Origin of the sequence: Rhodonellum psychrophilum GCM71 = DSM 17998 (assembly GCF_000381545.1) — a bacterium.
Taxonomy (GTDB): domain Bacteria; phylum Bacteroidota; class Bacteroidia; order Cytophagales; family Cyclobacteriaceae; genus Rhodonellum; species Rhodonellum psychrophilum.
Map to the genome: position 1 here is coordinate 48825 of NZ_KB906674.1, position 24736 is coordinate 73560.

A 24736-nucleotide genomic window follows, 5' to 3' on the forward strand; every position below is an offset into this window, starting at 1 on the left:
TCGCTGTAAAATATCAGTAAACTAGCGTAAAGATAACTATTCCAAGCTGTAATGAAATAGCATGAATTTCTAACTTGGGCATTTCGAGACTACTCCGAGCAGTTTTTGCACATTTCGATTTGCTGACGATCTTCCAGAAGTTGCCGCCGGAAGGCATTGTATTGGGGAGATTTCCAGACTTCCTGAAGTGTTGCCTCCCCGATTTTGCCCATGACATGGCTGCCATCTTTGTCAAAGCAGCAGGGGACGATCTTGCCATCCCAAGTGACCACGGCACCTTGCCACATCCGCCAACATTTGTTTTCGATTTCTTTCTTGAGTTTCCAGTTCCCGTTTCCGGAAGGGAGATAACGGGAATATTCCGGGTTTTTGGGAATCAATTCAGATCCCATTTCGAAACCATAGATTTGGGTGGTTTTCAATTGGACCTCATCTACCCCAAGTGCCGCTGCAAAACCATGTAGTTCCGGGATTTGGTGTTCATTTTTTCCCGTGACCAAAAACTGGAGGATGATTCTTGGAAATTTCAAGTCCCTTTCCTTCCGGGTTTGGACCAAAAGCGCCAGTCCATCTTTGACTTTTTGGAGTTTTCCTCCGATTCGATAATCCTGATACACTTCCTGAGTGATGCCATCCATGGAGACGATCAACTGTCGAAGTCCAGAATCAAGGGTTTTGTGGACATTTTCGGCATTGAGGTAATGGGCATTGGTGGAGGTGGCGGTAAAAATCCCTTTCTGGTCTGCGTATTTGACCATATCCAAAAATTCCGGATGCAGGTACGGTTCTCCCTGAAAGTAGAGGTGGAGGTAGCTGAGGTAATCTCCCGATTGGTCAATGATGGACCTGAATAAGGTGTTGCTCAGCATGCCGGTCGGTCTGGTAAAACTGCGCAGTCCACTTGGACATTCTGGACAGCGAAGATTGCAGCTCGTAGTCGGCTCTATCGAAAGTGTGCTTGGATACCCCCAAATGATGGGTTTTTTGGTCCATCGGCTAAGGTGAAAAGAGGCGAATAAAAGAATGTAATTGGATAGTTTTTTTTTGTTCAGGTACCTGAAAAATGCCCAACCGTTGATCAATTTGTTTTTCACTCGTTCAAGAAAGAAATAAAATTTTGGATAAAAAAGAAACCAAAGGTCTGGTCTTAATCAATTTTGTTCAGCAATCAATACCCGATCCACAATGTGGATTACTCCATTAGTCGCTTCGATGTTGGCGGTGGTGATCTTTGTGTTTTCATTGATGCTTATCCTGTTATTTTGCCCCCGAAAAAACAGGTAGTTGTCCGGTGAAAATGTTGGAATGGAGTCTCTTTCTAACAGGGATGTCAAATATCTTCCGGATAATACATGATAGACCAGAATGTCCTGGAGGGAATCAGCGGTCATCAAATTGAGGTTCAATTGGGACTCTAAAAAAGCCTGGTTAGATGGTGCAAAAACGGTGAATGGCCCTTGGGTGGACAATGCATTGGTCAATCCGGCTTTGTTGATGGCGAAGAGGAAGGTGCTGAGTTCCGGATTTTCTGCCGCCGTGGCGATCATGTTTTGCTCAGTCGTGGGGGGAAGGTCAAATCCGCCATTGCAGGAACCGACTACCATTACTGCGAGGGAAGCCCAAAGGAGAGATTGAAGGAAGAAGCGTCGTCTGTTTTTCATTTTTCGAAATTTGGTCTTCCAAAATGGAACGTGATTGGAGCCCATAAGATTTCAAATCACTGATGGTTTTTGCTCGTTCCCTGTTGGCTTAAGGCAAAAGTATGATTTATTTCCCAATCCCAGTTTTGGGGAGGGATAATTGAGAAGCTTTGTGATAGGGGTCGATTTTCGTCCTGCCGCTTAACAATGAATTGCGGTGTTAAGATTTGAACCAAGCCTATAGCTTTTGTTGAGAGGTGGTTTTTTCAATCGCGTAACGAAGGTGAAAATCTTAAGCGTGTATTTTAATCTTCGGAAATTATCCCGCTGTTCGAGATTTGCAATCCCGTACTTCAGATAATCAGGATTTGTAATCCTGGTCAAAGAAAAAATTCAACCCAACCAACCAGGAAACTCCAGTTACTTTTCCTGTCTTTTCTCTGAGGACCCTTCGACCCCTCTTTTCGCTAATGAAAATTAAAGAAACATCTTTAAATTATTTTACAGCGCCTTGATAAGCAACAGTAATTCTAATTCTCGTTTGTTTCATTGTCAAACAGTTCGTGTAGTTTTTGTTGTAAAAGTTTCTTGTCAGGTAGTTGGGTTTTGTACTCTGAAACCATAGTGGGGGATAGGCTTCTGCTTAAAGCATATTCAACAACTTCACTGTCTTTGTCCTTACACAACAAAATTCCAATACTTGGATTTTCATTCGTTTTCTTAACATCTCGGTCTAATGCTTCTAAATAAAAATTCAGTTGTCCTAAGTGGTCAGGCTTAAACTTGTCGGCTTTGAGTTCAAATGCCACCAAGCATTGCAGTCCACGATGATAAAAAAGCAAGTCAATAAAAAAGTCGCTATTACCAACTTGTAGCTTGTATTCTTTATCTATGAACAAAAAGTCCTTGCCAAGTTCAAGTATGAAGTTTTTCATTTGTCCTACAAGTCCACTTTGTAACTCACTTTCACTATGTGGCTCCGTCAGGTTTAGAAATTCTAACACATAGCCGTCTTTGAATGTGTTTGTGATGTCGAAGTTACTTTCTTTCAGCACTGCTGAGAGTTTTGAGTTTCCTATCAAAGTGCGCTCGAAAAGGCTAGCAGATATTTGTCGTTCGAGTTCTCGGAAACTGTAACTTTCTTGTTTAGCTAGTTTCAAATAAAACTCTCGTTCTTCAACGGTTTTGCATCTTGAAAATATCGCCAAATTATGAGACCAACTTATTTCTCTCAACAGTGTTGAGAGTTTTGGAAAGTCCTTGTATGTCTCGTAAAACTGCTTCATTCTCCAAATATTCTTGTCGGAAAAGCCTTTTATTTCGGGTTCGTTTTGTTGAATGTGTTTTGCTAATTCAGTCACCACAGCGTCGCCCCATTCGGCTAGTTCAATCTTATTGGTTAAATATTCTCCGATGTTCCAATAAAGGTTAATCAATTCAGAATTTACGGCTTTAAGAGCAATCGTCCGAGATTGCTTAATAAGTTGAATAATGTGGGTAAATCGCTTGTCCATATTTATTTTGATACAAAATAATGTTTTTTTAGTAATGCTTGTCTTTCCGAACTGGTTTTCTACGCAGTTTATCCTTTGATGACCGAGTTGATTATCCATTTAACCACCAATGACACAACAATAATCTAAAGGAAATAGTATTGAAAAGGCCTAAATAAGCTATGGGGCTGCTGTGTTGTTGTTCGATATTTGCAATCCTGGTCAATCTACAATCATCCCTTTGCGAAAAACTCTTCGCCCTTATTGTAAAATCTTCTGAAACGAAGATATCAGTGCGTTGCCCCTTTGTGGTCCTAGCAAGGACTTAGTGCTTCGAAGAGATTAGAGAAAATTAAGGCTGGGAATCAATGCCTCACTAAAAAATTCTTTGGAAAAAAGCATAAAAAAAGGGGTAAACTTAACCGTCTACCCCTTTTGGAAATCATTGATTTTTTAAAAATCAACCTGGCAACAAAACTTTATCTATGGCATGGATGACACCATTTGTGCCATGAATGTTCAATGCAGTCGGTACAAGACCTGAATCATTGATTTTAAGATTGGCAAGGTTTACGGTTAGGTTAGATCCAGTAAGCAATGTCGGCAAGGAAGCGCCCTCTCTTAGGTCCTGAGAAAAAGCCCTTGCAGGAACCACGTGATATTGCAATACCGCTGTTAAGGTTTCCAAATCAACTTCATTGATCCCAGAAACACCCAAGGCAACGTATAAATCTGCAAAAGCAGCATCAGTGGGTGCGAAAACAGTAAAGTTATCGTCAAATCCACCAGTGAAAGCACTCACCAAATTGGCACGAGTCAATGCAGCCACCAGTTGCGTAAATTGTGGCGCGGCAGCAGTAGAAGCAGCAACTGCGATCTCAGCAATATTTTGAGTGGGTGCAGTGATGACATAATCCAAAACGTGTATCACTCCATTGGAAGCATTGACATCCGTTTGGATGATTTTGGAATTTCCATTGATCCAAATATCATTGTTTGGCGCCACGCTCACGTAAAATGGAGTTGTTGCTACAGTGGTTACTTTTCCAGCGGTTACAGCTGAAGCGGGTACCTCACCTGCCACTACGTGGTAAGTTAGGATGTCATCTAAATTGTCTGCGGCCAACAGCTGATTTGCAGTGAGATTATTGTCAGTCAAAAATCTACCGAAGGCTTCGTTGGTTGGGGCAAAGACAGTAAAAGGACCTGTTCCGGATAATGTTGGGACCAATCCTGCAGTTTGTACTGCAGTAACCAATGTTGTAAAGCTGGCATTTGCTGCGGCTACTTCCACAATATTTGGCTCGGGGATCGGAGGTGTCGGATCATCATCTCCACAGGAATAGAAACCAAAGGTGGCGGCCAACGCCGTCATCGGAATTATTCTACTGAAGTTTGAAATCATGAATTTTTTCATAGTATATATTGGTTTAGTTTAATTGTGGAACATTAGCTAAACCAGATCCGAGGGTGATTGGTTATTGCTTGTGTTGAAAAAAGCAAAAAATGTAAATGAACTGCCTTTAAATGTAACTGAAAAACGCCCTTTTGGAAATAAAAAAATCGTTTGTTTTTTGGGGGATAACACCTGACCATCAATGGTTTATAATTTTTAGGCCTTTATTTATGGCATTTTGTGGTCGGATTTACCCTTTTGATTTACATTTTGTTGCTCAGTTTATACCCAAAAAATCAGGGTAAGGGAAAGTTTCAGTTTTGAAAAGTCCAAAGAGGATCGACTTGGAAGCTGTCCCAGGAATTCTGGGATCAACACAGCTTGGGGGGCAGTTCAAGTGTGATGGAATGGGGTTAAAATGGATCGATTTATCAAATAAATTTGATTGTTTGGCGTAATGGAAAATTTGACAGCATCTCGAAAGGGAAAAAACAACATCAATTTGGCTGTTTTCTTGTAGATTTGGTTTTGGAAACGAGGTAATAAAATAGTGAAGATGCAGAAATTACGTTCAGCGGTTATTTGTCTTATTGTGGGAATACTCCTTTTTTCCTGTAAGAAACAGGAGGAAGCATGTAGTTTGGACCCTGAAATATTGAAGGAAAATATTGAACTGAAAATCGAAAGATTGGAAGATCAATTTTTCCTAGCCGAAAAACCGGAGGATTTGCTTTTTCTGTTGGAGGAATATCCGGAATTCACCGATCTTTATTTGCAGGCAAAACTTTATGAATCTAAGGAGGTTTTGGCCACCGAACTCTTTGCAATACATCAAGACACCTTGATGATAGAACTTTACACAGAGGTCAAAAAGAATTATGAAGACATCTCCGATTTGGAAACTGAGTTGCTCAATGCCTTCAAGTACATTCGGTATTATTTCCCCGAGTTCAAGGTGCCGAAGGTGTACACTTTCGTCAGCGGATTCAGCTTGGACTTATTGGTTCACGAGGACATCATTGTCATTGGATTGGATTACTTTTTACCGGCCGCGCATCGTTTTCAACCGCCGGATTTGCCCAATTATATCACCAAGCGGTATGAAAGGGACTATTTAATCCCCATGATTGTCACAGCAATTTCTTCCCGTTTCAACAAAACCGATTTAAAGCAAAACACGCTCTTATCGGAAATGATTTACTACGGAAAAGCCTTTCATTTCACCAAGATGATGCTGCCTTGTACTGCCGACGATTATATCATTGGCTACAGCCAAAAGGAAGTGAGTGCTTGTTTTGACAATGAAGAGTTGATTTGGGCACACTTTGTCGAGAATGAATTGCTCTTCGAAACCAATCCCTTTGTCATCAGAAAATACACCGGAGAAGCACCTGCCACAGACGAAATCAGTCCGGATGCGCCCGGAAGAATCGGACGCTGGTTGGGTTGGAATATTGTGGATGATTATCGATTCAACAATTCTGTGTCTCTGGATGAGTTGATGTCGGATACGGATACGGACCGGATTTTCAGGCAATCAGGATATAAGCCCCGTCCCTAAATTCTCCCCCGAATTTTTCCGGATCCAGAACCACCAGCATTTTTCTCACAGCCAATTCCTTTGAAAAATGATTGACGGCCAATTTTCGTGCATTGGCTTGGAAACTCAATAGTCGTTCAGGGTTTTGGGCCAGTTCATCGAGTTTTTGGAATGCTTCCAAAGGTTTGGATGGCGATGCATATAATCCGAGCGCATTGGCTTTTACCAAATCATGGACCCAACCTTTATGGTTGACCAGAATTGATTTTCCGGCAGCCAAAGCATCAAAAAACTTATTGGGGCTGTTGGTCCTCAACACAGGCTGCTGGCCAAAGGAAATAAAAGCCATGTCCGAGATCGATAGCAAATCCCTGACTTTTTCTTTGTTGCCGAAGGGGATAGGATAAAAATTTGACAAGCCCAAATCAGCTGCTTTTTGGGCCAATGCTTTCAGGTGGGAGCCTTCGCCCATCACCACAAACTGATAGGTTTTCTTTCTTTCCTGGGCTATTTTGGCAATATCCAACAAAGTATCCACCGCATTGACCTTGCCGATCGCGCCTGTGTAACAAATGGTGAATACCGCTTTTAACCCGTATTCTCTCAGAATTTTTGGGTCTTTTGAGGTGGCTTGAAAAAACTCCAAATCTGAGAAATTTGGAATAATGGAAATGTGGGCTTCGGGTGATTTTTCGCGAATATGATTGGCGATACCCGGGGAAAGGGCTACGATTTTCAGGGCATGTTTGTAGATGTTGGACTCCAAGCGATAGAGCCATTTTTGGAGCAAGGGATTCCGGATCACACCGACTTGTATCGGCGCCTCGGGCCAAAGATCCCGCACCTCAAAAATATACGGCAGGGCAAATTTCTTTTTTGCCCACATTCCGATCCATCCCGTAGTGAGGGGAGTGGAGCTGATGTAAAGCAAATCTGCTCTGGGGAGTTTTTTGATCCATTGTTTGGCCAAGCTTACGAACTTGAGAAATGACCAGATCCTTCTGATTGTCCCAAATCCTTGGGTATATGCCACTGGAAGGTAATGCACCTTGATGCCCTGGATCATTTTGAAATCATAGTAGTCTTGGTTGTGTGAAGTGATCATTTCCACCTCTATACCGGCATCCACCATCCCCTTGGCCAAGTGATAGGAGCGGATGGCTCCTCCTTGTTGCGGGGTCAAAAAATACTGGTGGACATAGATGATTCTCATTCGTTTTGCTGCTTTAGCCCGTGTTGTGCTTTACCGATTCTACTCCAACCTGAAATTGTTTGATAATCAGTCAATTGCTTGCTGTTTTTGATTTTGCCAAATCGGTGCTAGACCTGATCCTCCCAATAGTCTGATTTTCTTTCAGTTTCAACACCAATTGGGAAATCTATTGCATCTTTTGGATTTAACCAGGATGCCAAAAGGAAAAGATTCCATATCAACAGGAAATGCGCTGTTTTTGCTTTTTCTGGACAACGTGCCAATTTAAGCATTTCAGGTGGAAGAATTTCCCCCCATGTTACGACCATCTCCCGAATCGGCCCGAAAACCCATTCTCGGAAATCCGGCTCTTTTTGAAACCATTCCTGCAGCGGCAAACCGAAACCGAGTTTTTTCCTGTTGGCAATAAAACCCAATCCCCGATCTTCCAAAGCTCCTTTTATCCAAGCTTTTCCCTCCAATTCAAGATGGAGATTTTCGGGCATACTTTTGCTGAAGACGACCAGATCATGGTCCAAATAGGGCGATCTACCCTCAATCCCATGGGCCATGCAGGAATTGTCATGGACTTTGATTACATCATTGACGAGGTAGAAGGTCCGGTCAAATTCCAATGCGTTTTTGAAAGGAGCATTGAACTGGGGATACCAAGGCTTGAAAAGGCTTAGTGAATCTTTGGGAAGCGGGAAAAGCGTGGAAAAATTGACAAAAGTCTGTTCAGGTGTTTCTGCGATGGACTTGAGCATTTTTTCCAAAGCCAATGGCATTGGAATCCATTGGTAAAATTTCTTCAACCAAAGAAATGCCTTTGGGTTTTTGAGGTAATTTTTAAAAGCTTTGTGGCGGTTGTAGCCCCCAAACAATTCGTCGGCACCCGCTCCGGATATCAAAATGTTGACCTTTTCTTTCGCTTTATTTGCAATCATCCAAGTCAGAAAACCTGCACTGTCTCCGATGGGTTGGTCGAGACTTTCGATGTATGCCGGCCAATTTTCCATCACGGTCGCCACGTCGATTTTTACTTCATGGTGGTCTGCCGGATATTTCTGGACAAGCTTGTTGGCAAAAATGGGGTCCTCGTATTTGTGTTGGAGCGCCTGATCAAATGTGGCCGTGTAAGTGGGCAGTGCAATCCCCGATTGCTCATGCCAAAGCGCATACAACAAACTACTGTCAGTACCGCCACTGAGTACCATGCCAACCGGTCGATCGGTATGAAAATGAGTCCGGACAGCGTTCTTTAATAGTGTTTCGAATTTGGCTTGATGAAAATCCGTTTGTTTTTCAATCGGGTAGTCCCATTGAAAAGGGCTGGATGTGGAGGTTTTCCAGTTCCACACCATGCCATGGCCGGGCAAGACCTGGTGGATTCCCCGATAAAAAGTTTTGTCGGGAAAGGAATGGCGTGCATGAAAATACGGAAGAAATTGATTTTCGTCTATGGAAGAGGTTTTGTCCAAAGCCGCCAAAATCCCCTTGCTTTCTGAGGAAAAAGCCCAAAAACTCCCTGAATGGTAACTATAGAGAGGTTTTTGTCCTGATGGATCCCTTGCGACAAGGAGTTCATGGGTTTGAATGTTTGCATAGACAAATGCAAACATGCCTTTAAGGGAAGCGATTTTTTTGGTGCCAAAGGCCATCAGCCAATAGAGCAATACTTCCGAATCCGATTGGGTCCGGAAAGTGTAGCCTAATTCTACCAATTCATTTTTGAGATCTTGATAATTGTACAAGGCCCCGTTCCAAACCAATACGGCGTTTTTGTCCTGTGACCAAAAAGGTTGGTTGGAAGCATCTGTCAAATCCAGGATTTTCAATCTGTTTCCGGCCAAAAAAACATTCTCCGCCAATCTTTCGAAACCCGAAGCATCCGGTCCCCGATGCGCGGTTGCCTGCATCATTTTTTGGATGCTGGCTTCACCATTTAGGCTTGGATTGATCAGGAGGTTGATACCGCACATGTCTGGAAGAAGAAAGGAATCAAACGGTTTTCGCCGCGGAATTTTTGGCTACATTTTTTTCGTAATACCTGCAAAAATGGGTCAATTGGCATTCATGGCACTTTGGGCTCCTGGCCAAACACGTGTAGCGGCCATGAAGAATCAACCAATGGTGGGCAACATGGATGTGTTGTTTGGGGAGATGTTTGACAAGCTGCTTTTCAACCTCATAAGGAGTTTTGGCATTCATGGGCACCAGTCCCAGTCTTTTGGACACGCGAAATACGTGGGTATCCACCGCCATGTTGGGTTGATTCCAGATGACCGAAGTGATGACGTTGGCGGTTTTTCTGCCGACTCCCGGGAGTTGGGTCAATTCATCCACGGTGGAAGGGATTTCGCTTTGGAATTTTTCGACCAACATCTTGCCCAATCCAAGAAGGTGTTTGGTTTTGTTGCTGGGGTAGGATACGGATTTTATATAGGGGAAAAGTTCATCAAAATCGGCTGTTGCCAAATGTTCCGGACTGGGAAAATCCCTAAAGAGGGGCGGAGTGACGATGTTGATCCTTTTGTCCGTACACTGTGCGCTGAGGACGACCGCTACCAGAAGCTGGAAAGGGGTTTCATAAGCCAGTTCCGTCTCCGCGACGGGCATGTTTTCTGAAAAGTGTTGAATAAAGGCAGCGTATCTTTCTTTCTTTAGCATTTTTTGGAGGGGCTCTTTCTGGGTGTAATTTACCATCGTTGCCGGCAAATAAGCATCTGGATTTTCATTATTATAACCTCAATGTCAGAAAATCGTTTTTCAACAAGGTTTCTTTTTTGTTTTAAGGAGCGTGTTGCTTTTTGGGAATATTTTTTGGAGCAACACCTTGCGGATTTTGGAAGTGTGATTTCTGCAAAGGTGAAGATTTCGCTAAGGGAATGGAGCGAAAAACCGGAGATTTTTGATGGTTTTCGATAGCGAGAAGCAAAAAAAACCTGAAAATTTTTGGATTTTCAGGTCTACCTTAGGGCTAAAACGATCATACTTTTTCGAGTCCCGTAGATTTGGCCCTTTTGAGAATGGCCTTTACTACTTTTTCAGAAGGTTCAAGAATGAGTTGGTCCAATTGCTCGATTGTGCTCAGCATACCTAAATATTCCTGCATCAAAGTTTCATCTTTGTGCAGGGCCTGCACGAACAGCTCATTCTCTCCCTCACTCATTTCCTGATAGATATATCTAAGCAGGTCATTTGGGGTAAAAGATTTTGTCATAGGCAAAGTTTAGTTGTTTCATTTTTTTCCTCATGTTGATCAGTGCATAGCGCATTCTTCCCAAGGCGGTATTGATACTTACCCCGGTTTGTTCGGCGATTTCCTGAAAACTCAAATCATTGTAATGCCGCATAATCAAGACTTCCTTTTGGGTTTCTGGGAGTTCTTCTATCAACTTCCGGATCATCGCAAGGGTATCCTCTTTTATTTGGAGGTCTTCAATGGTTTCTTCTGCAAACTTCAGCGTGTTAAACAGGCTTTCTCCATCTTCCATGATGATGGTGGGATAGCGCCTGCTTTTTCTGAAGTAATCAATGGCCAAGTTATGGGCGATTCTCATCAACCAAGGCTGGAACTTTCCTTCTTCATTGTATCCGTCTGCATTCAAGGTATAGATCACTTTGATAAATACATCCTGCAACAAATCCTCAGCAACCCCCTGGTCTTTCACTATCAAATAGATGGTCGTCAATACTTTTGATTTGTATTTATCCACCAACATTTCAAATGCAGCTTCGCTTCCATTCCTATACTGCGCAATTAGCTCACTGTCTTTTGGACCAATCCTTTTACTCATACAAAATTACTTTAAGATAACGTAGAGGTTCAGGCCATATTATAATTTTAAAGGATGAAACATATTTTGAGGTCCATTCAAATGTATTGAATCAAAAACACTCATGCAATACTTTATATGATTTTTTTTGAACTATATTCTGACAAAAGCAGGATTAAAAAGAATATATTGAACTTTTTACGTATTTTAATGAAATATTATTTTGAAAAAAGTAAGTTTAAAATTATAATCTACACAATATAGATGGCAAATCCGATAAATTCATTTTTTGTAGAGAGAAAAGGTGTTTGCGGTAGCCTTACTATTCTTATCTGATTTTCTTATCTTCGTGGTTCGAAAATCATAAACCTTTATATATGGAAATCAACGGAAAAATTGTTCAGGTACTGGCCGAACAAAGCGGAAATGGAAGAAATGGTGTTTGGAGAAAAAAGGAATACATTCTCGAAACGGGCGGTAATTACCCTAAAAAGGTTTGTTTTACCGTTTGGGGAGATAAAATTGACCAATTCAACTTACAAGAAGGCAATCAAGTCAATGTAGGAATAGAATTGGAAAGCCGGGAATACAATGGCAAATGGTATTCTGATATCAAAGCTTGGAAAGTGGACAAGCAGGGAGATAGTGGCGCGGCTTCGGAGAGCAAATCTGCAAGCATGCCTGATGTGAGTACCTTTTCAGAAGAAGGTGGTGATGATGTTTTGCCATTCTAATTCTTTTGATTTCAAATAAAAACAGGGATTTGCTCCCAAAAAGCCTTTGGAGCAAATCCCTGCTTTTCCAAGTTTTTTTAAATCTACAAAATCTGGAATGCGATGTGGAATGATTTTGATGAAAATTCTTGGGATGATGAGGATACAGATGATTTTCGGGAAGAAAACCATAAGCATCCACTTTTTAGAAAAGGAATGGAAATAATCAAACTCACGCATGCGCTCGTGGGCTCATTGGACGAGGCAAGAAGAACGCTTTATGGCAGGTTGATGGTGGAAAGTGCAGCCATTCTTTGTTCCAAATTTTCCGATGCCGAATCCACGTCTGATTTTATCCTCAAGATGGAAAATGCCGTGATCATGAAAGTCAATGCCCGGGAATTGAACACCATGACCTATCAGCTTGCTTTGGAAGGTGCCCATGCTGAAGAGCATTTGAAACTGTTAAGGGATGCCATCCGGGATTTCAAAACCCTATTTGTGGAATGGATTCGAGGATTTGATCCGAATGAAAAAATGAAGGATGGCTGGGGTATTTTTGAAGATTGATTCAACCCTAAATATGCATTGCGTTTCCAAATGGAATCGAAACTGCAAGAAAATCAGCCTATTGGGAGGCTAATTCCTGATGCCAATAGGGTAAGGTCAAAAACAGTCAAGACCTAATTGATTGTCCGTGGATTACAATCTTGATTTGAGTTCGGTATGTATAAAATGGGTTCGAAGAATCGATCTCCAATTTCTACAAAATCAATTTATCGCTGACCGAATTTAAAGCCCAAATAAGCACCACCAAAGACCAAGACAAAGGTAATCCCCAGCAAAAGGAGAATTACCCCCAAGGGCATTTCCCAATCCTCGCTGCCGATTTTGAATTTTATGATTTTTTTCAGATCCATGGGATTGATTTTATAAATGGAATCAAAATGATATTTGGCCGAGGTCTTCAATTTGAAAATGCCCAAGGATGGTGATTATTGAATCGCGCTCGGACAAGGAAACCTTTTCTTCCTCTTGTTGATCTCAGTAAATCTGAAATTCTTTATTCCCCAAGTGCATTTCTCCAACCCTTGGTTTCGATTTCTCGGGCAGTATCTTCCACGGTTTCCCTCAGCTGCTTTTTGTAGGTGTCAAGCTTTTCAGCGATTGCGCCATCAAAAGCCCCTAAAATCGATGCTGCCAATATCCCTGCATTTTTACTGCCATTCAATGCGACGGTCGCCACCGGAATACCTCCCGGCATTTGCAAAATCGACAGGATACTGTCCCAACCGTCGATGGAATTGGAGGATTTGATCGGCACGCCGATCACTGGAAGTGAAGTCAATGAGGCCACCATTCCAGGAAGATGTGCAGCACCACCGGCTCCGGCAATGATCACCTTCAAGCCCCTTTTTCTTGCAGTTTCTGCATATTCCAACATGCGAAGGGGTGTCCTATGGGCCGATACGACGGTCAATTCATAGCCAATGCCCAATTCTTCCAAAACTTTTGCGGCCTCGGCCATGATCGGAAGGTCGGATTTGCTTCCCATGATAATCCCTACTTGTACGCCCATGTTTTATGCTTTTATCTTTATCAATTCTTTTATTTCAAATGCCCGCTTCTTGAGGGTTTCCAGGTTTTCGTCCAACAGGGTCACATGCCCCATTTTCCGGAAAGGTTTGGTGATTTTCTTGCCATAGAGATGGACGTACACGCCTTTTTGGGCCATGGCTTCGTCCAGACCTTCCACGAAGGCTTCTCCTGTGAATCCATCTTCGCCCAATAAATTGACCATGGCTGCCGGCATTCTCAATTCGGTATTGCCCAATGGCATGTTCATCACCGCCCGGAGATGTTGCTCAAATTGGGAAGTGAAATTTCCTTCTATGGTCTGGTGTCCACTGTTGTGCGGTCTCGGTGCGATTTCATTGACGAGGATTTCTCCTTCTTTGGTCACAAAAAGTTCCACTGCCAATATCCCAACGAGATCAAGCTTTTGGATCACATCCAATGCGACGGCTTCTGCTTTGGCTTGGACTTCTTTTGTGATGGTTGCGGGAGAAAACAGGAATTCGACCAAGTTGGCTGTGGGATGAAAAAGGCACTCCACAGGAGGATAAGCAACAGTTTCCCCGCGCTTGTTTCTGGCCACGATAATGGCCAATTCCGTGTCGAAATCAATCAGTTTCTCAAGCAGCCCCGGTGCATCAAATCCTTTGTGGAAATCATCTGGTGAGCGTAGAATCTGTACCCCACGTCCATCATAACCTTCCCTTCCCAATTTGTTGACCGCTGGGGAGAAATGTTTGTGTTGCATCACTTCGGCTTTGTTCTCCGTAAGGACAAAATCAGCCGTAGGGATCCCTTTGTCCTTATAAAATTGTTTCTGCGCTCTTTTGTCTTGGATCAAGCGGATGAGATGAGGCTGTGGATAAACCTCTTTTCCGTCTTTGACCAAGGCTTCCAGTGCTTCTGTATTGACATGCTCGATTTCAATGGTGATAATGTCACAATTTTGCCCAAACGCATAGACCGTATCAAAATCGGTAAGACTTCCCACCGTAAATTGATTGGCAATGGCCTTGCAAGGCGCATTGGGGTCTGGATCAAGGATATGGATGTCAATGTTGTAGTTGATGGCCGCCTGGATGACCATTCTTCCCAACTGACCCCCACCAAGTATGCCCAGCTTTTGTTGTTGATAATTGTTTTGCACCGAGAACTTATTTGTTTCGCCAAAAATAAGACAATTATCAGGATAAGGAAAAGGTGAGGGGATATTAAACCTTGATTACCCATTGCCAATTTCAATCCAACCGATAATTGCTAAAATATCAGGCGACCGTTATTGTTTTTGACTTCGCGCTATTGGTGTCAGGAAATGGTCTCCCTATTGTTTGATTTTCTTTCGGTTTCAATATCCAAAAGAAAGCCTATTGCATATTTGGGGTTCAAACGCTCATTGCGAATCCCAGCACCTCCTTCGGGGGGAAAAAACAAAAAAATAGCCCTTCTATCTGAAAGGGCTTAATTTTTATTTTTATAATAGGGAATGGGTTATACGCCTCTGCCGCCGATCAATCTTAGGAGAACTGCCACAACCGCCAAAACCAAAAGTACATGGATCAATCCTCCGGCACTGTACACAAAGAATCCGAAGACCCAACCAATAATTAAAATCACTGCGATCAAATACAATAAAGAGTTCATAGTTGTAGGTTTTTTTAGTTAAATATAATATTGAATAAATACCATATAAACAATTACTATGCCAGTGCCTCCCTGCCCCTAAAACCTGATTCCCATCAATTCCATCAGCTTGTGTGCATTGAAGCTTGGGCATGGCCCGGATTTGATTTTGTAATCGAAGCGGATTTCCTGATCGTCGATCTCGCTGTGAAAGCTTTTGTTCACCAAATAATCCAGCGTTTTTTCCAAACTGCTCAGTTCAATGTCGTGGGTGGAGATGATCCCTTTTCCTCCCGCATCTGCAAGCTGTCGGATCAAAGCCTCACTGCCCATGATGCGATCGGTGGTATTGGTGCCTTTGAGGATTTCGTCGAGGAGAAAAAACACCCGTATTCCGGCGGCGGTTTGATCCAAAAGATCCTTGATTCGGGCAAGCTCAGCATAAAACGAGCTGACACTTTCACCCAAGTTATCGGTATTCCGCATGCTGGTAAAAAGCTGGAAATCCCCACATTGAAATTCCTTTGCAAAAGGGGGCAATCCCAAATTTGCCAAAACCATATTGATGCCCAAAGTCCTCATAAAGGTGGTTTTTCCGGACATGTTGGCTCCGGTAAGCAGGACTATTTTTTGGGAAGAAGACAAGTCAAAATCATTTCCGATGGCTTTTGAAGGCAAAATGAGTGGATGCGTGATGTTTTCTACCCTCAATTCGTCATTGTGGGTCCAGGTGATTTTTCCATCCAAGGATTCCTCATTCGAAAAGGCGGACAAAGAAACCAGTACCTGTAAATTTTCAAAGCTTTTTTCCCAGTTATTCAAATGCTCTCCATATTTGGTCTTCCACTTGGCCAAACGCCACCACAGGAAAAAGTCAAGCCAAAAGAGAAGGTTGAAAATCAAATACATGAGATTGAACCTGTTTTGGATCATAAAACTCTTTTGTTCGAGGGACTTCATCGCCATCGAAGCTTCAATTGCAGTGCTCTTAAATGGGATTTGTATTTCTTTGAGCAAGGGACTTTGAAAATCCTCTTTTTCCAGGAGTTCGGCCCACAAGCCAAAGGTTTTCAAGTCGCCTTTGTTGGGCATCGCAAAAGAGGCTTGCTGCATTCGCTTGAAAATAAAAGAAAGGAAAAACATCCCCAGAAGAATCCACATGCCAAGCCACGCCGGGGAAAGATCATTGTAAAGGGTGGCGCCAAGGAGTAACAATCCTCCAATCGGGCCCAAAAGCAAGGGTAGGAAATAAATGTGCTTCCATTTGTCTTTTGCCGCCAGCCATTCGTAAAAATTAGATTTTGATTTTTCGGTTTTGATGAAAGCCCTACCCACGGCTTCGAAATTTTCAAGGAATTTCTCTTTTGGCCTCAGTTCTTCAATCGCAGCATACCTCGATTGTGCTTCCATGGCATTTATTGGGGCTTTCATCCATTTGACCAGCAATGCCTTTCCGGCAGCGGTGACGGTATGGTTGAGCATCTGAAAAAGGGAATGGGCCCCGAACAGATCCAAATCATTGACGAAGGGATGCGCTTTTTCCAAAAATTCCTCTCCTGCATCAAAGTCCTGCAATTCACGGGCAGCCCTTTTATTCCTGGAGATTTCCATGCTTTTCAATTCGAGGACAAATGCCTCTTTGTCTTTTTCATTGTTGAACCCCAAGATGAGATAGACGAAAAGCGCAATCACAAAAGGAAGGGTCAGCAACAAAAGGGTCCACTCGGACAATCCCACGATGAGGATGGCCATGATCAGAAAAAATACAAAAAGCCTGGAAATCGAGAAGCCGGCGGCTTTTCTTTGGGTGGACTTGAGCGCCTTGTCCAAGTCTTGATCGTCTAAATTTAATAACATGGGCCAAATATAAAGAAATTGGGTCAGGTCACAGAGATTATTAAATGCAATAATGTTGCATTTAATAAAAATTATCATTTATATTTGAGTTCTCAAGTTTGTGGTTTTCTTTTCATTTAATTTGTGGTTGACAGCGGTATCCCGGGGATTTCCCCGGGGTATTCTCTATAAATGGTGCATAAAGATGAAAAAAAAGGTATTTACGTTGATTGCAGGGCTGATCCTCTTGAGTGGCATGGTCAGTCCAGAGCCCGACATGTGGGCGATGTTTTCCAAAACCAAATTTGTGGAAAAGTTAAACAAGGAATGGGGGATGAATTTTCTCTATCCCAAATTTCCCGAGGAGCTGAAGGCTTTTGACGGAAAGAAAGTTACTGTTTCGGGATTTTACATTCCTTTGGATATAAACAACTCGAAGGTTGCAGTGCTTTCAAAATTTCCAATGGCGGAATGCTTTTTCTGTGGAGGTTCCGGCCCGGAAAGCGTCGTGGTGGGTTATTTGAAGAATGCCCCAAATAGAAAAATCAAAACAGATGAAATCATCAAAGTAAGGGGGATATTGAAATTGAACGGGGAAGACATCGAAGAACTCAATTTCATCCTCCTTGAAGCAGAAATCATATCAGATTAACAATGCAAAGAAAACTACCGGTTACAGTACTCAGCGGATTTTTAGGTGCGGGCAAAACCACACTTTTGAACCATATTTTGCACAACAAAGAAGGTTTGAAAGTGGCCGTGATCGTCAACGACATGAGTGAAGTCAATGTGGATGCGCAGCTGGTCAGAGACGAAAACACCCTATCCCGCACGGAGGAGAAACTGGTGGAAATGAGCAACGGTTGTATTTGCTGTACACTGAGGGAAGATCTGATGATAGAAGTGGAGCGCCTGGCCAAGGAAAACCGTTTCGATTACCTGCTGATCGAGAGTTCGGGGATTTCTGAACCACTTCCAGTGGCACAGACGTTCAGTTTTGTCGATGAGGAAAACGGGATAGATCTATCCCGTTTCAGTCGACTCGACACCATGGTAACCGTAGTGGATGGCTTCAATTTCGGGAAACAATTTGGGAGTTCCGAAACGGTCCATTCCCAACTTTTGAATGAGGATCCCGAAGACCAAAGGTCGATTGTCAATCTTCTTACCGATCAGATAGAATTTGCAAATGTGATCTTGCTCAACAAGACTGACCTGATCACTGCAGACCAGCGGGAGGAATTAAAGGCAATCCTCAAAAAACTCAATCCCTCTGCCAGAATCATTGCAACAGATCACGGAGTGGTTCCCTTGAAAGAAATTCTAAACACTGGACTTTTTGACTTTGATACAGCATCCAATTCCGCAGGTTGGCAAGAAGAACTTGAAAAGGAGCACAATCCGGAAACGGAAGAATATGGAATTTCTTCCTTTGTGTTTAGGGACAAAAGGCCCTTTCATCCCCAGAGATTTTGGACGTATATTTCAGATGCCTGGCCGGCAAATGTGATCAGAAGCAAAGGTTTGTTTTATATCGCCTCCCGAAAAGATACTGCACTTTCATGGTCTCAGGCAGGAGGTTCCGTGAAAGCTGAATCCGCAGGGGTTTGGTGGGCCAGTATGCCATTCAAGGAGCGGAGCCGTTATATTTCCTTCGTGGAAAATCAGAAATTTATAGAAAGCAAATGGGACAAAAACTTCGGCGATCGCATGAATGAATTGGTTCTCATTGGTCAGGACCTCGACAAAATTGAAATTCTTGCCGAATTGGAAACCTGTCTCCTGAATAAGTATGAGCTTGCCGATTTTTTGGTCGGAGAGAAATTTACCGATAATTGGCCCATCTGATTGCTGGAGAAAATTTGAAGTTCCTATCTGCGTTATGGTTTTTGAACCATTTGCCCCTGTTTTTTTTGGTATTCAGAACATTTTTTTAAAAACAGGGTATAAATGTCTATGAAAAAGGAAAAGAAAATCAATCCCGAAAAATTGGCGGAAGAGTGGGATTTTTCAGAAGGTTTTGGCGGAATACCCCAAGATGTCGACCTGACCAAGAATATTGGTTGTGCTTCCTCCGGAAAAAAGGCAGCGGTTACTCCCAATCCCCGAAAAGAAAAATAGAGGATCGGTTGTCAGTGGAAACTTAAAAATTTCGAGACTTATTTAATGGGTATAATTTTTAATTTTTTTTTACCTTCTTTGTATTAAAATCTCTTAAAACCATGAAATATTTTTATTTTAACCCATTCGTATTCAGCCTTTTTATAGCGGCCATGGTCTTGTTGGCTTCCTGCGACAGCGACAAAGATCAGGATCCAACTGACGATACCGCCCTTGTCAAAGAAGAATCCGAGGTGATTTCCAGCTACAATGATGTGGATAACCTGACGCTTTTTGCGATGCAAAGCAATGGACTTGGCTTGAGGACACTTTTGGATTTTCAGGGAGATATCTGCGCCAATACCGATGTTGATTTCAATGCAGGTGCCAAGCGCATCACGATCGATTTTGGTGCGGGTTGTACCAGTCCAAACGGCATCATCCGAAAAGGGAAGGTCATCCTTCAATATACCGGACTTTTTTATATTCCTGGAACCGTCATCACGGCTACTTTCGAGGGTTTTGAAGTGAATGGAAAAAAGTTGGAAGGCATCAGAAGGACTGTCAACAAAGGGGTTGACCTAAATGCACAAACCATCACGCTGGAAACCACCATTGCCGATGGAAAGGTGACTTGGCCTGATGCGAAGTCTGCCACAATCACACTGAATCATACACGTAAAATATCCCTTCCATCCAGTGGAGAGGGTATTCAGGTCGAGGTAACCGGCAACTCAATCGGAACAAGCAGGGAAGGAAAGAACTATATCGCCAACATTGGCAATGTTTTGAATTACCTGCAAACCTGTACCGATACCGGAAACTGGATCCCGAGTGCCGGAATTTTAAAAATCATCGTGGACAATACCACAGAATACAATATCGATTATGGTGTGGGTGCCTGCGACAAAGAGGCTACCGTGACGGTCAATGGGAAATCATATACCGTTACTTTTGATCGATAAGTGGGTGTTGGGGCAAAACAATCGGAATCAATTGCTTTAAAATGTAATTTTTCAGTTGGTTAATTTTTATAATAGATTTGGTGGGAACAAACCTTGGTTAGACGTTTCAGTAGATATCAAGAATTGGATTAAAAAAAACGAAGTTAAGCCTAGGGAGGTGATTTTTTGTTTTTCTTGTTCTTTCCAATTCTTTACATGAACACCTTTTCAAAAAGGGATTTGAAATGAATTTATATTACATGCTCACCAAGGAGAAATCGTTATGAAGGGGTAAACAGAATATATTTCTATTTTAAACCTTCTGCCTGGGATTGCCAAAGCAAACATAAATCAATGCTTGTTCCTTAGGTGTAAGCAACCCGCTGGATATTACCAAACCCTCTTTTTTCAACCATCTTGTGAATGTTTTTGTTGATATGCCGTACTCATCGGCTACTTCTTGTCTGGACTTTGCACGTGTTTTCATAAAAAAGTAAGGAGTTGTATGCTTTAAAATATAACATTAATGATTACCTAATATATAGGTTATTGAATAAACTACAAATTGATTTGCTTTTTTTTAAAAATCGGGCTAACGATAATATGCCTGATTCTCAGCTCTAAGTATGGATTTTTTTTACTGCTTACTCTTTTTGTCTTATTTTAATCTATAATGTCCAATTCTGTCCAATTTTAAAAATTTTGTTTTTTGTATTTTTAGAATACAAAAAAATCCTATGGAAAAGAATATTATTCAAAAACCATCTACTCTTTTTAGACATGTATCATTACCGAACGGGAAGAGCTTGGTTCCTTTACTTTTTGGGTTTTGTGTCATTGTATTTTTTCCCACTTTCTTTAATGATTTCCAACTCGCTTGGGATGACACCTGGCAGCTGCTGGAAAACCCTCTGGTACATGACATCTCATTCGACTATATATTTTATCATTTCACTCATTTTTGGCATCAGCAGTATTCTCCTGTCAATTCTATTTTCTACAGCGGAATTGTTTTGTTGTTTGGAATGAAGGCTACAGTATTTCATTCTGCCTGTCTTCTCATTCATGTGTGTAATACCATGTTGGTGTATGGGATCGTGAGAAAACTTGTCTTAAGATTCCTACCGTCCGCTCCCAACTCAAAAATCAATGCTTTTGGATTTTTTACGGCGTTGATCTTTGCCATCCATCCCCTCCAGGTGGAATCAGTAGCCTGGATCAGTGCTTCCAAAATCCTGCTCTACGCATTTTTTACATTAACTGCTCTTTGGTGCTATATCCGCTATATCCGAACCATGCACTTTCCTTGGCTAATCGCAGTCGGATTGGCTTATGCTATTGGCTTTGGTTCCAAGGAGCAGGCCATTATCCTTCCCCTTAATCTGATGCTTTTCGATTATGTGTTTGGACGGTTTAAAGACTTGACTTGGAAGAATACCTTAACCTCCAGAGTCCTATTGGAAAAAACCCCTTTTCTTCTTCTTGCCTTGGCATTTTGGTATTTCTCCTGGATCAACAATAATGTAGGTATAAATCCTGATGTAGGATACCCTTTTTATCAAAGGTTTATATTTGGCATGCACAGTTTTGTGGAATATATCTTCCGGTTTCTGGCACCAGCCAAACTTTATTTCTTCCATCCCTTTCCCATATCACCCGGAGAATCGCTCCCCCTTTATTATTGGGGATACCTTGTATTGGTTGGTATTATCGGGTATTTCGTGTGGGACAATTATCGTAAGGGAAACCAACTGGTGGTTTTTGGATTTCTGTTTTTCCTCATCAACCTCCTTTTGGTACTGCATATCATTCCCCTTCCCCGACCGGTCATTTCTGCGGACCGCTATATGTACCTGAGTATGGCAGGGATAGCTTTGGTGTTGGTTTGGCAGCTGGATCAATGGCTGACTTCCCATACAAAAGCAAAAGTACCCCTACTGGCGGTGTGTTGTACTTGGTTTCTCTTTTTAGGCATACAGACCTACTTCAGAACAGCCGATTGGAAGGACAGTGAATCCACCAAATCCAATGTAATAGAACTCATTGATAAAAAACGCGAGGCGGAAGCAACAGATCCACTCTTTAACCTGATCGAGTATGAATGACTTTTTGATATCCGTGGTCGTCCCCTGTTACAATGAAGCCGAAAATATTCCGGTTTTACTGAACCGAATGAAAAACACATTGGAGGGATATTGCTATGAAATCATTCTGGTCAATGACGGAAGCACCGACCCTACCCAGCAGGTAATAGACATTGTATCCCTGAAGGATTCGAGGATTTCTTACCTCAGTTTTTCCAAAAACTTTGGGCATCAGGCTGCCCTCAAGGCGGGAATAGATCACGCTAAAGGCAACTGCATAGTCACCATAGATGCAGATTTGCAAAAACCGCCGGAGGTAATTCCTGAAATGATCGTCTTATGGCAAGAAGGTAACGATATTGTCACTGCAGTAAGCAAAAACCAAGGGCAACCATTAGTACTCAAGCGATGGACATCCTCAGTATATTACAAGGTTCTATCCTGGCTGGCCGATCATCAAATAGTAAAAAATGGAGCGGATTTTCGGTTGATTGACAGAAAAGTGGCTGACATTATTCGAGATATCAAAACTGAAAACCTATATCTGAGAGGAATTTTTTCATGGATCGGTTATAAGCAGGCCATTATCTGTTACAAGGAGGAAGGAAGACATGCAGGTAGGACGAAATACAGCTTAATTAACATGTTGAACCTAGCAAGTAACGGCATCACTTCTACAAGTATCAAGCCTTTACGGTTTGCCCTTGCAGCAGGGTTGTTTTTTGCATTCGTCGCATTTTCCTATGGCCTATATTCAATTATCATGGTATGGCTGGGAAAGACAGTCCCAGGCTGGGCCTCTGTGGTAGCCAGCGTAATGTTTCTGTCCGGAGTACAACTGATGGTCTTGGGCGTAATAGGAGAATATATTGGTAAAATATACAGGGAGGTCACACACCGACCCGCCTATCTTGTTTCCAAAACCAATATTTTCCGTCCCTCCGTAAATCCCAAGGAGAATAACCTTACTTCGGACCCAATAGAAAGGAGGCCGGTCATGACTTGATTTTTGCCTTAATTTTAGCTTTTCTAAACATAGAAAACCCAAACGTTAGTGGTAACGAAATCACCATAATTCTTAAAAAAAATTTAAATTAAACTTAATAAAAATGAAAACAAAAGTAAACAAAATCGCAAAAGTAGTAGCAATGGGGGTATTCTTTATGGCGTTGTTCTTTAACGTGAAGGTGAGCTTGGATGATCCTTTTATACATTTAGATAATTTGGTAATCGCACAAACTAACTCTTCTTCTTTCCAAAATTGTAATAGTCCTAGCCCGAAAGGATGTTGGAACACGATATCCACTAGGGTTGGGTATCCGGCTATGTATTGCGGATCATGCACATACGTACCAAATAGTGCGGGTTCCGGTAGTACAAGTACCTGCTGGGGTTGTTAATCAGTACATACGTACTGATTTTATACTCTCAAAACCCCTGTCTTGCCTTTACTCAAGACAGGTGATTTTAATATTATTATTTAATAAATTTTTAATAATTATAAAAGATGAATAAAATCATTTACACATTAGTAGCAACATTCGCATTACTAGCTTTATTGAGTTGTAATACCGATAAATTAGACAATCAAACATACATGATTCTGGATTCTGTGGAATATGTCCAAGAATTCCCAAAAGAATTTGTACTCCAAAACAAGAAGGATACAGGTATAGACATAGTAGGAGTTTGGGATTTTGTTATTCAAGACAGTATTATGATTTTATCTACCAGAAAAAATAATGGCAATTGGAAAATTTTTTCTCTTCCTGAACTCCATCATTTGGGTGACTTTTTAAATATTGGAGACGGACCACTAGAACTTTCTTCATCTCCAAGTGTATCAGATAAAATGAAGTTAACTAAGGAAAACGGCACTTTACAAGCTTATATATATGATTTTGAATATGGCAAGTTGTTAAAGCTGGATGTTTATAAGTCTATACAACATAAGGAATTATTTATATCTCTTATTAACGATTCTCTGCCACAATATTTATTTGATTTTATAGTGATTGATAGCAATACATATTTTTGTAAAGAGATAGGTGATATGGAAACCCAACAACTCAGATATATAAATAATGAAGGAAACCGAACCATGAACTATACAATGGAAAAACTCAATTTATCCTCAGTAACAAGTGGTATGAACTATAATATTTTGTCAACAATGACTAAATTAAGTGAGCAACACAAAATAATTGTTGAAATGCATTTTGGGCTAAATTACATTAATCTCTATTCACTCGATGGTTTATTTGAAAAAACAATTTGTTTGGAAGGAAAATTAGACAATATAAGATTAATTGAGAATTTGGTTTGGGATGAAAGAATATTTAGATTTTCTGATATTCGGGTGTATGATGAATTTTTCGGCGTATTATATATCAATGAAGAGGAGCAAATATATCAAAAATCAAGAAAAAAATTACCCTCCATTCTTCTATTTGATTGGAATGGAAAGCCTATAGTAAAATTAAAATTGCCAAATTTTATTTCCTCCTTCGACATCGATTTTATCCAAAATGAACTTTACACCTTCGATATTCAATCTGATCAATTTTTCAAATTTGATTTAAGTGATATTTTAACGGAGTTGAAAAGTAATAAAACAAGATCCAATTAGTCTTCAAAAAAAACTGTCGGTAAAAAATACGTTCGGCATTGGATTATGTTATTTTACCTGAACCGATAGTGTTAATGGGAAGGAACTTCTAGAGAGGGCTGCGCCTCTGTCGTAGCCAATGTAATGTTCCTTTCCGGTGTCCAACTGATTGTCCTGGGGGTTATCGGAGAATATATAGGAAAAATATACCGGGAG

General features: G+C 41.5%; 24 protein-coding genes. 10 read left to right on the forward strand and 14 right to left on the reverse strand.

The window, feature by feature from the left end:
• Positions 1 to 89: 89 nt before the first annotated feature.
• The 4 genes from F824_RS0103210 to F824_RS0103225 all read right to left on the reverse strand — a co-directional run bounded on the left by F824_RS0103210 (position 90) and on the right by F824_RS0103225 (position 4550).
• A complete protein-coding gene (locus F824_RS0103210; RefSeq protein ID WP_019596415.1) occupies positions 90 to 1094 on the reverse strand; it encodes a radical SAM/SPASM domain-containing protein in 1005 nt (334 codons plus the stop codon).
• Positions 1095 to 1151: 57 nt separating this feature from the next.
• Entirely contained in the window at positions 1152 to 1661 is a 510-nt protein-coding gene (locus F824_RS25515) for a fasciclin domain-containing protein (RefSeq protein WP_161629740.1), read from the reverse strand.
• Positions 1662 to 2170: 509 nt separating this feature from the next.
• Complete coding sequence (locus F824_RS0103220) at positions 2171 to 3253, reverse strand: PDDEXK nuclease domain-containing protein (RefSeq protein ID WP_019596417.1); 1083 nt, start codon at positions 3251 to 3253, stop codon at positions 2171 to 2173.
• A gap of 340 nt (positions 3254 to 3593) precedes the next feature.
• The gene (locus tag F824_RS0103225) at positions 3594 to 4550 is read right to left on the reverse strand and encodes a fasciclin domain-containing protein (RefSeq protein WP_026333465.1); all 957 of its coding nucleotides are present in this window, start codon (positions 4548 to 4550) and stop codon (positions 3594 to 3596) included.
• A gap of 535 nt (positions 4551 to 5085) precedes the next feature.
• On the opposite strand from F824_RS0103225, the gene gldB reads away from it, so the two are divergent.
• Positions 5086 to 6090 (forward strand): gliding motility lipoprotein GldB, encoded by a 1005-nt coding sequence (gldB, locus tag F824_RS0103235; RefSeq protein WP_019596420.1) that lies wholly within the window; start codon positions 5086 to 5088, stop codon positions 6088 to 6090.
• Here gldB and F824_RS0103240 read toward each other — a convergent pair.
• The 5 genes from F824_RS0103240 to F824_RS0103265 all read right to left on the reverse strand — a co-directional run bounded on the left by F824_RS0103240 (position 6059) and on the right by F824_RS0103265 (position 11061).
• A complete protein-coding gene (locus F824_RS0103240) occupies positions 6059 to 7282 on the reverse strand; it encodes a glycosyltransferase family 4 protein (protein ID WP_019596421.1) in 1224 nt (407 codons plus the stop codon). The genes gldB and F824_RS0103240 overlap by 32 nt on opposite strands.
• 107 nt (positions 7283 to 7389) lie before the next feature.
• The gene (gene asnB / locus F824_RS0103245) at positions 7390 to 9243 is read right to left on the reverse strand and encodes an asparagine synthase (glutamine-hydrolyzing) (RefSeq protein WP_019596422.1); all 1854 of its coding nucleotides are present in this window, start codon (positions 9241 to 9243) and stop codon (positions 7390 to 7392) included.
• A gap of 19 nt (positions 9244 to 9262) precedes the next feature.
• Entirely contained in the window at positions 9263 to 9931 is a 669-nt protein-coding gene (nth, locus tag F824_RS0103250; protein ID WP_026333466.1) for an endonuclease III, read from the reverse strand.
• Positions 9932 to 10250: 319 nt separating this feature from the next.
• A complete protein-coding gene (locus F824_RS0103260) occupies positions 10251 to 10484 on the reverse strand; it encodes a hypothetical protein (protein WP_019596425.1) in 234 nt (77 codons plus the stop codon).
• Entirely contained in the window at positions 10459 to 11061 is a 603-nt protein-coding gene (locus tag F824_RS0103265) for an RNA polymerase sigma factor (RefSeq protein WP_019596426.1), read from the reverse strand. Before F824_RS0103265 ends, F824_RS0103260 begins: the two co-directional genes overlap by 26 nt.
• A gap of 356 nt (positions 11062 to 11417) precedes the next feature.
• Between F824_RS0103265 and F824_RS0103270 the strand changes: the two genes are divergently transcribed.
• Both F824_RS0103270 and F824_RS0103280 read left to right on the forward strand, forming a co-directional pair.
• A complete protein-coding gene (locus F824_RS0103270; RefSeq protein ID WP_019596427.1) occupies positions 11418 to 11774 on the forward strand; it encodes a DUF3127 domain-containing protein in 357 nt (118 codons plus the stop codon).
• 102 nt (positions 11775 to 11876) lie between these two features.
• A complete protein-coding gene (locus F824_RS0103280) occupies positions 11877 to 12323 on the forward strand; it encodes a hypothetical protein (RefSeq protein ID WP_019596429.1) in 447 nt (148 codons plus the stop codon).
• A gap of 206 nt (positions 12324 to 12529) precedes the next feature.
• Here the strand turns inward: F824_RS0103280 and F824_RS27690 are convergent, their stop codons facing one another.
• The 5 genes from F824_RS27690 to F824_RS0103310 all read right to left on the reverse strand — a co-directional run bounded on the left by F824_RS27690 (position 12530) and on the right by F824_RS0103310 (position 16805).
• Positions 12530 to 12673: a hypothetical protein gene (locus F824_RS27690; RefSeq protein ID WP_169368202.1), complete on the reverse strand. Its 144-nt coding sequence runs from the start codon at positions 12671 to 12673 to the stop codon at positions 12530 to 12532.
• Between the two features lie 143 nt (positions 12674 to 12816).
• Positions 12817 to 13332: a 5-(carboxyamino)imidazole ribonucleotide mutase gene (gene purE, locus F824_RS0103290; RefSeq protein WP_019596431.1), complete on the reverse strand. Its 516-nt coding sequence runs from the start codon at positions 13330 to 13332 to the stop codon at positions 12817 to 12819.
• A gap of 3 nt (positions 13333 to 13335) precedes the next feature.
• Positions 13336 to 14475 carry a 5-(carboxyamino)imidazole ribonucleotide synthase gene (locus F824_RS0103295; RefSeq protein ID WP_019596432.1) on the reverse strand — a complete coding sequence of 380 codons (1140 nt, stop codon included), beginning with the start codon at positions 14473 to 14475 and terminating at the stop codon, positions 13336 to 13338.
• Between the two features lie 341 nt (positions 14476 to 14816).
• Positions 14817 to 14969, reverse strand: coding sequence for a lmo0937 family membrane protein (locus tag F824_RS27395; RefSeq protein WP_019596434.1), 153 nt, complete (start codon positions 14967 to 14969; stop codon positions 14817 to 14819).
• A gap of 78 nt (positions 14970 to 15047) precedes the next feature.
• A complete protein-coding gene (locus tag F824_RS0103310; RefSeq protein ID WP_019596435.1) occupies positions 15048 to 16805 on the reverse strand; it encodes a MutS-related protein in 1758 nt (585 codons plus the stop codon).
• A 184-nt stretch (positions 16806 to 16989) separates the two neighbouring features.
• On the opposite strand from F824_RS0103310, the gene F824_RS0103315 reads away from it, so the two are divergent.
• The 7 genes from F824_RS0103315 (at position 16990) to F824_RS0103355 (ending at position 24541) form a co-directional block, all read left to right on the forward strand.
• The gene (locus F824_RS0103315) at positions 16990 to 17436 is read left to right on the forward strand and encodes a hypothetical protein (RefSeq protein WP_019596436.1); all 447 of its coding nucleotides are present in this window, start codon (positions 16990 to 16992) and stop codon (positions 17434 to 17436) included.
• 2 nt (positions 17437 to 17438) lie between these two features.
• A complete protein-coding gene (locus F824_RS0103320; RefSeq protein ID WP_019596437.1) occupies positions 17439 to 18632 on the forward strand; it encodes a GTP-binding protein in 1194 nt (397 codons plus the stop codon).
• A 102-nt stretch (positions 18633 to 18734) separates the two neighbouring features.
• On the forward strand, positions 18735 to 18905 hold the full coding sequence (locus F824_RS27400; RefSeq protein ID WP_154654322.1) for a hypothetical protein: 171 nt from the start codon (positions 18735 to 18737) through the stop codon (positions 18903 to 18905).
• A gap of 101 nt (positions 18906 to 19006) precedes the next feature.
• Positions 19007 to 19849, forward strand: a complete 843-nt coding sequence (locus F824_RS0103330) for a hypothetical protein (protein ID WP_019596439.1) — start codon at positions 19007 to 19009, stop codon at positions 19847 to 19849.
• 716 nt (positions 19850 to 20565) lie between these two features.
• Positions 20566 to 21933, forward strand: coding sequence for a hypothetical protein (locus tag F824_RS0103340; protein ID WP_026333467.1), 1368 nt, complete (start codon positions 20566 to 20568; stop codon positions 21931 to 21933).
• A complete protein-coding gene (locus F824_RS25525; protein WP_019596442.1) occupies positions 21926 to 22918 on the forward strand; it encodes a glycosyltransferase family 2 protein in 993 nt (330 codons plus the stop codon). Before F824_RS0103340 ends, F824_RS25525 begins: the two co-directional genes overlap by 8 nt.
• 501 nt (positions 22919 to 23419) lie before the next feature.
• Positions 23420 to 24541: a BF3164 family lipoprotein gene (locus tag F824_RS0103355; protein WP_019596444.1), complete on the forward strand. Its 1122-nt coding sequence runs from the start codon at positions 23420 to 23422 to the stop codon at positions 24539 to 24541.
• Positions 24542 to 24736: the final 195 nt, after the last annotated feature.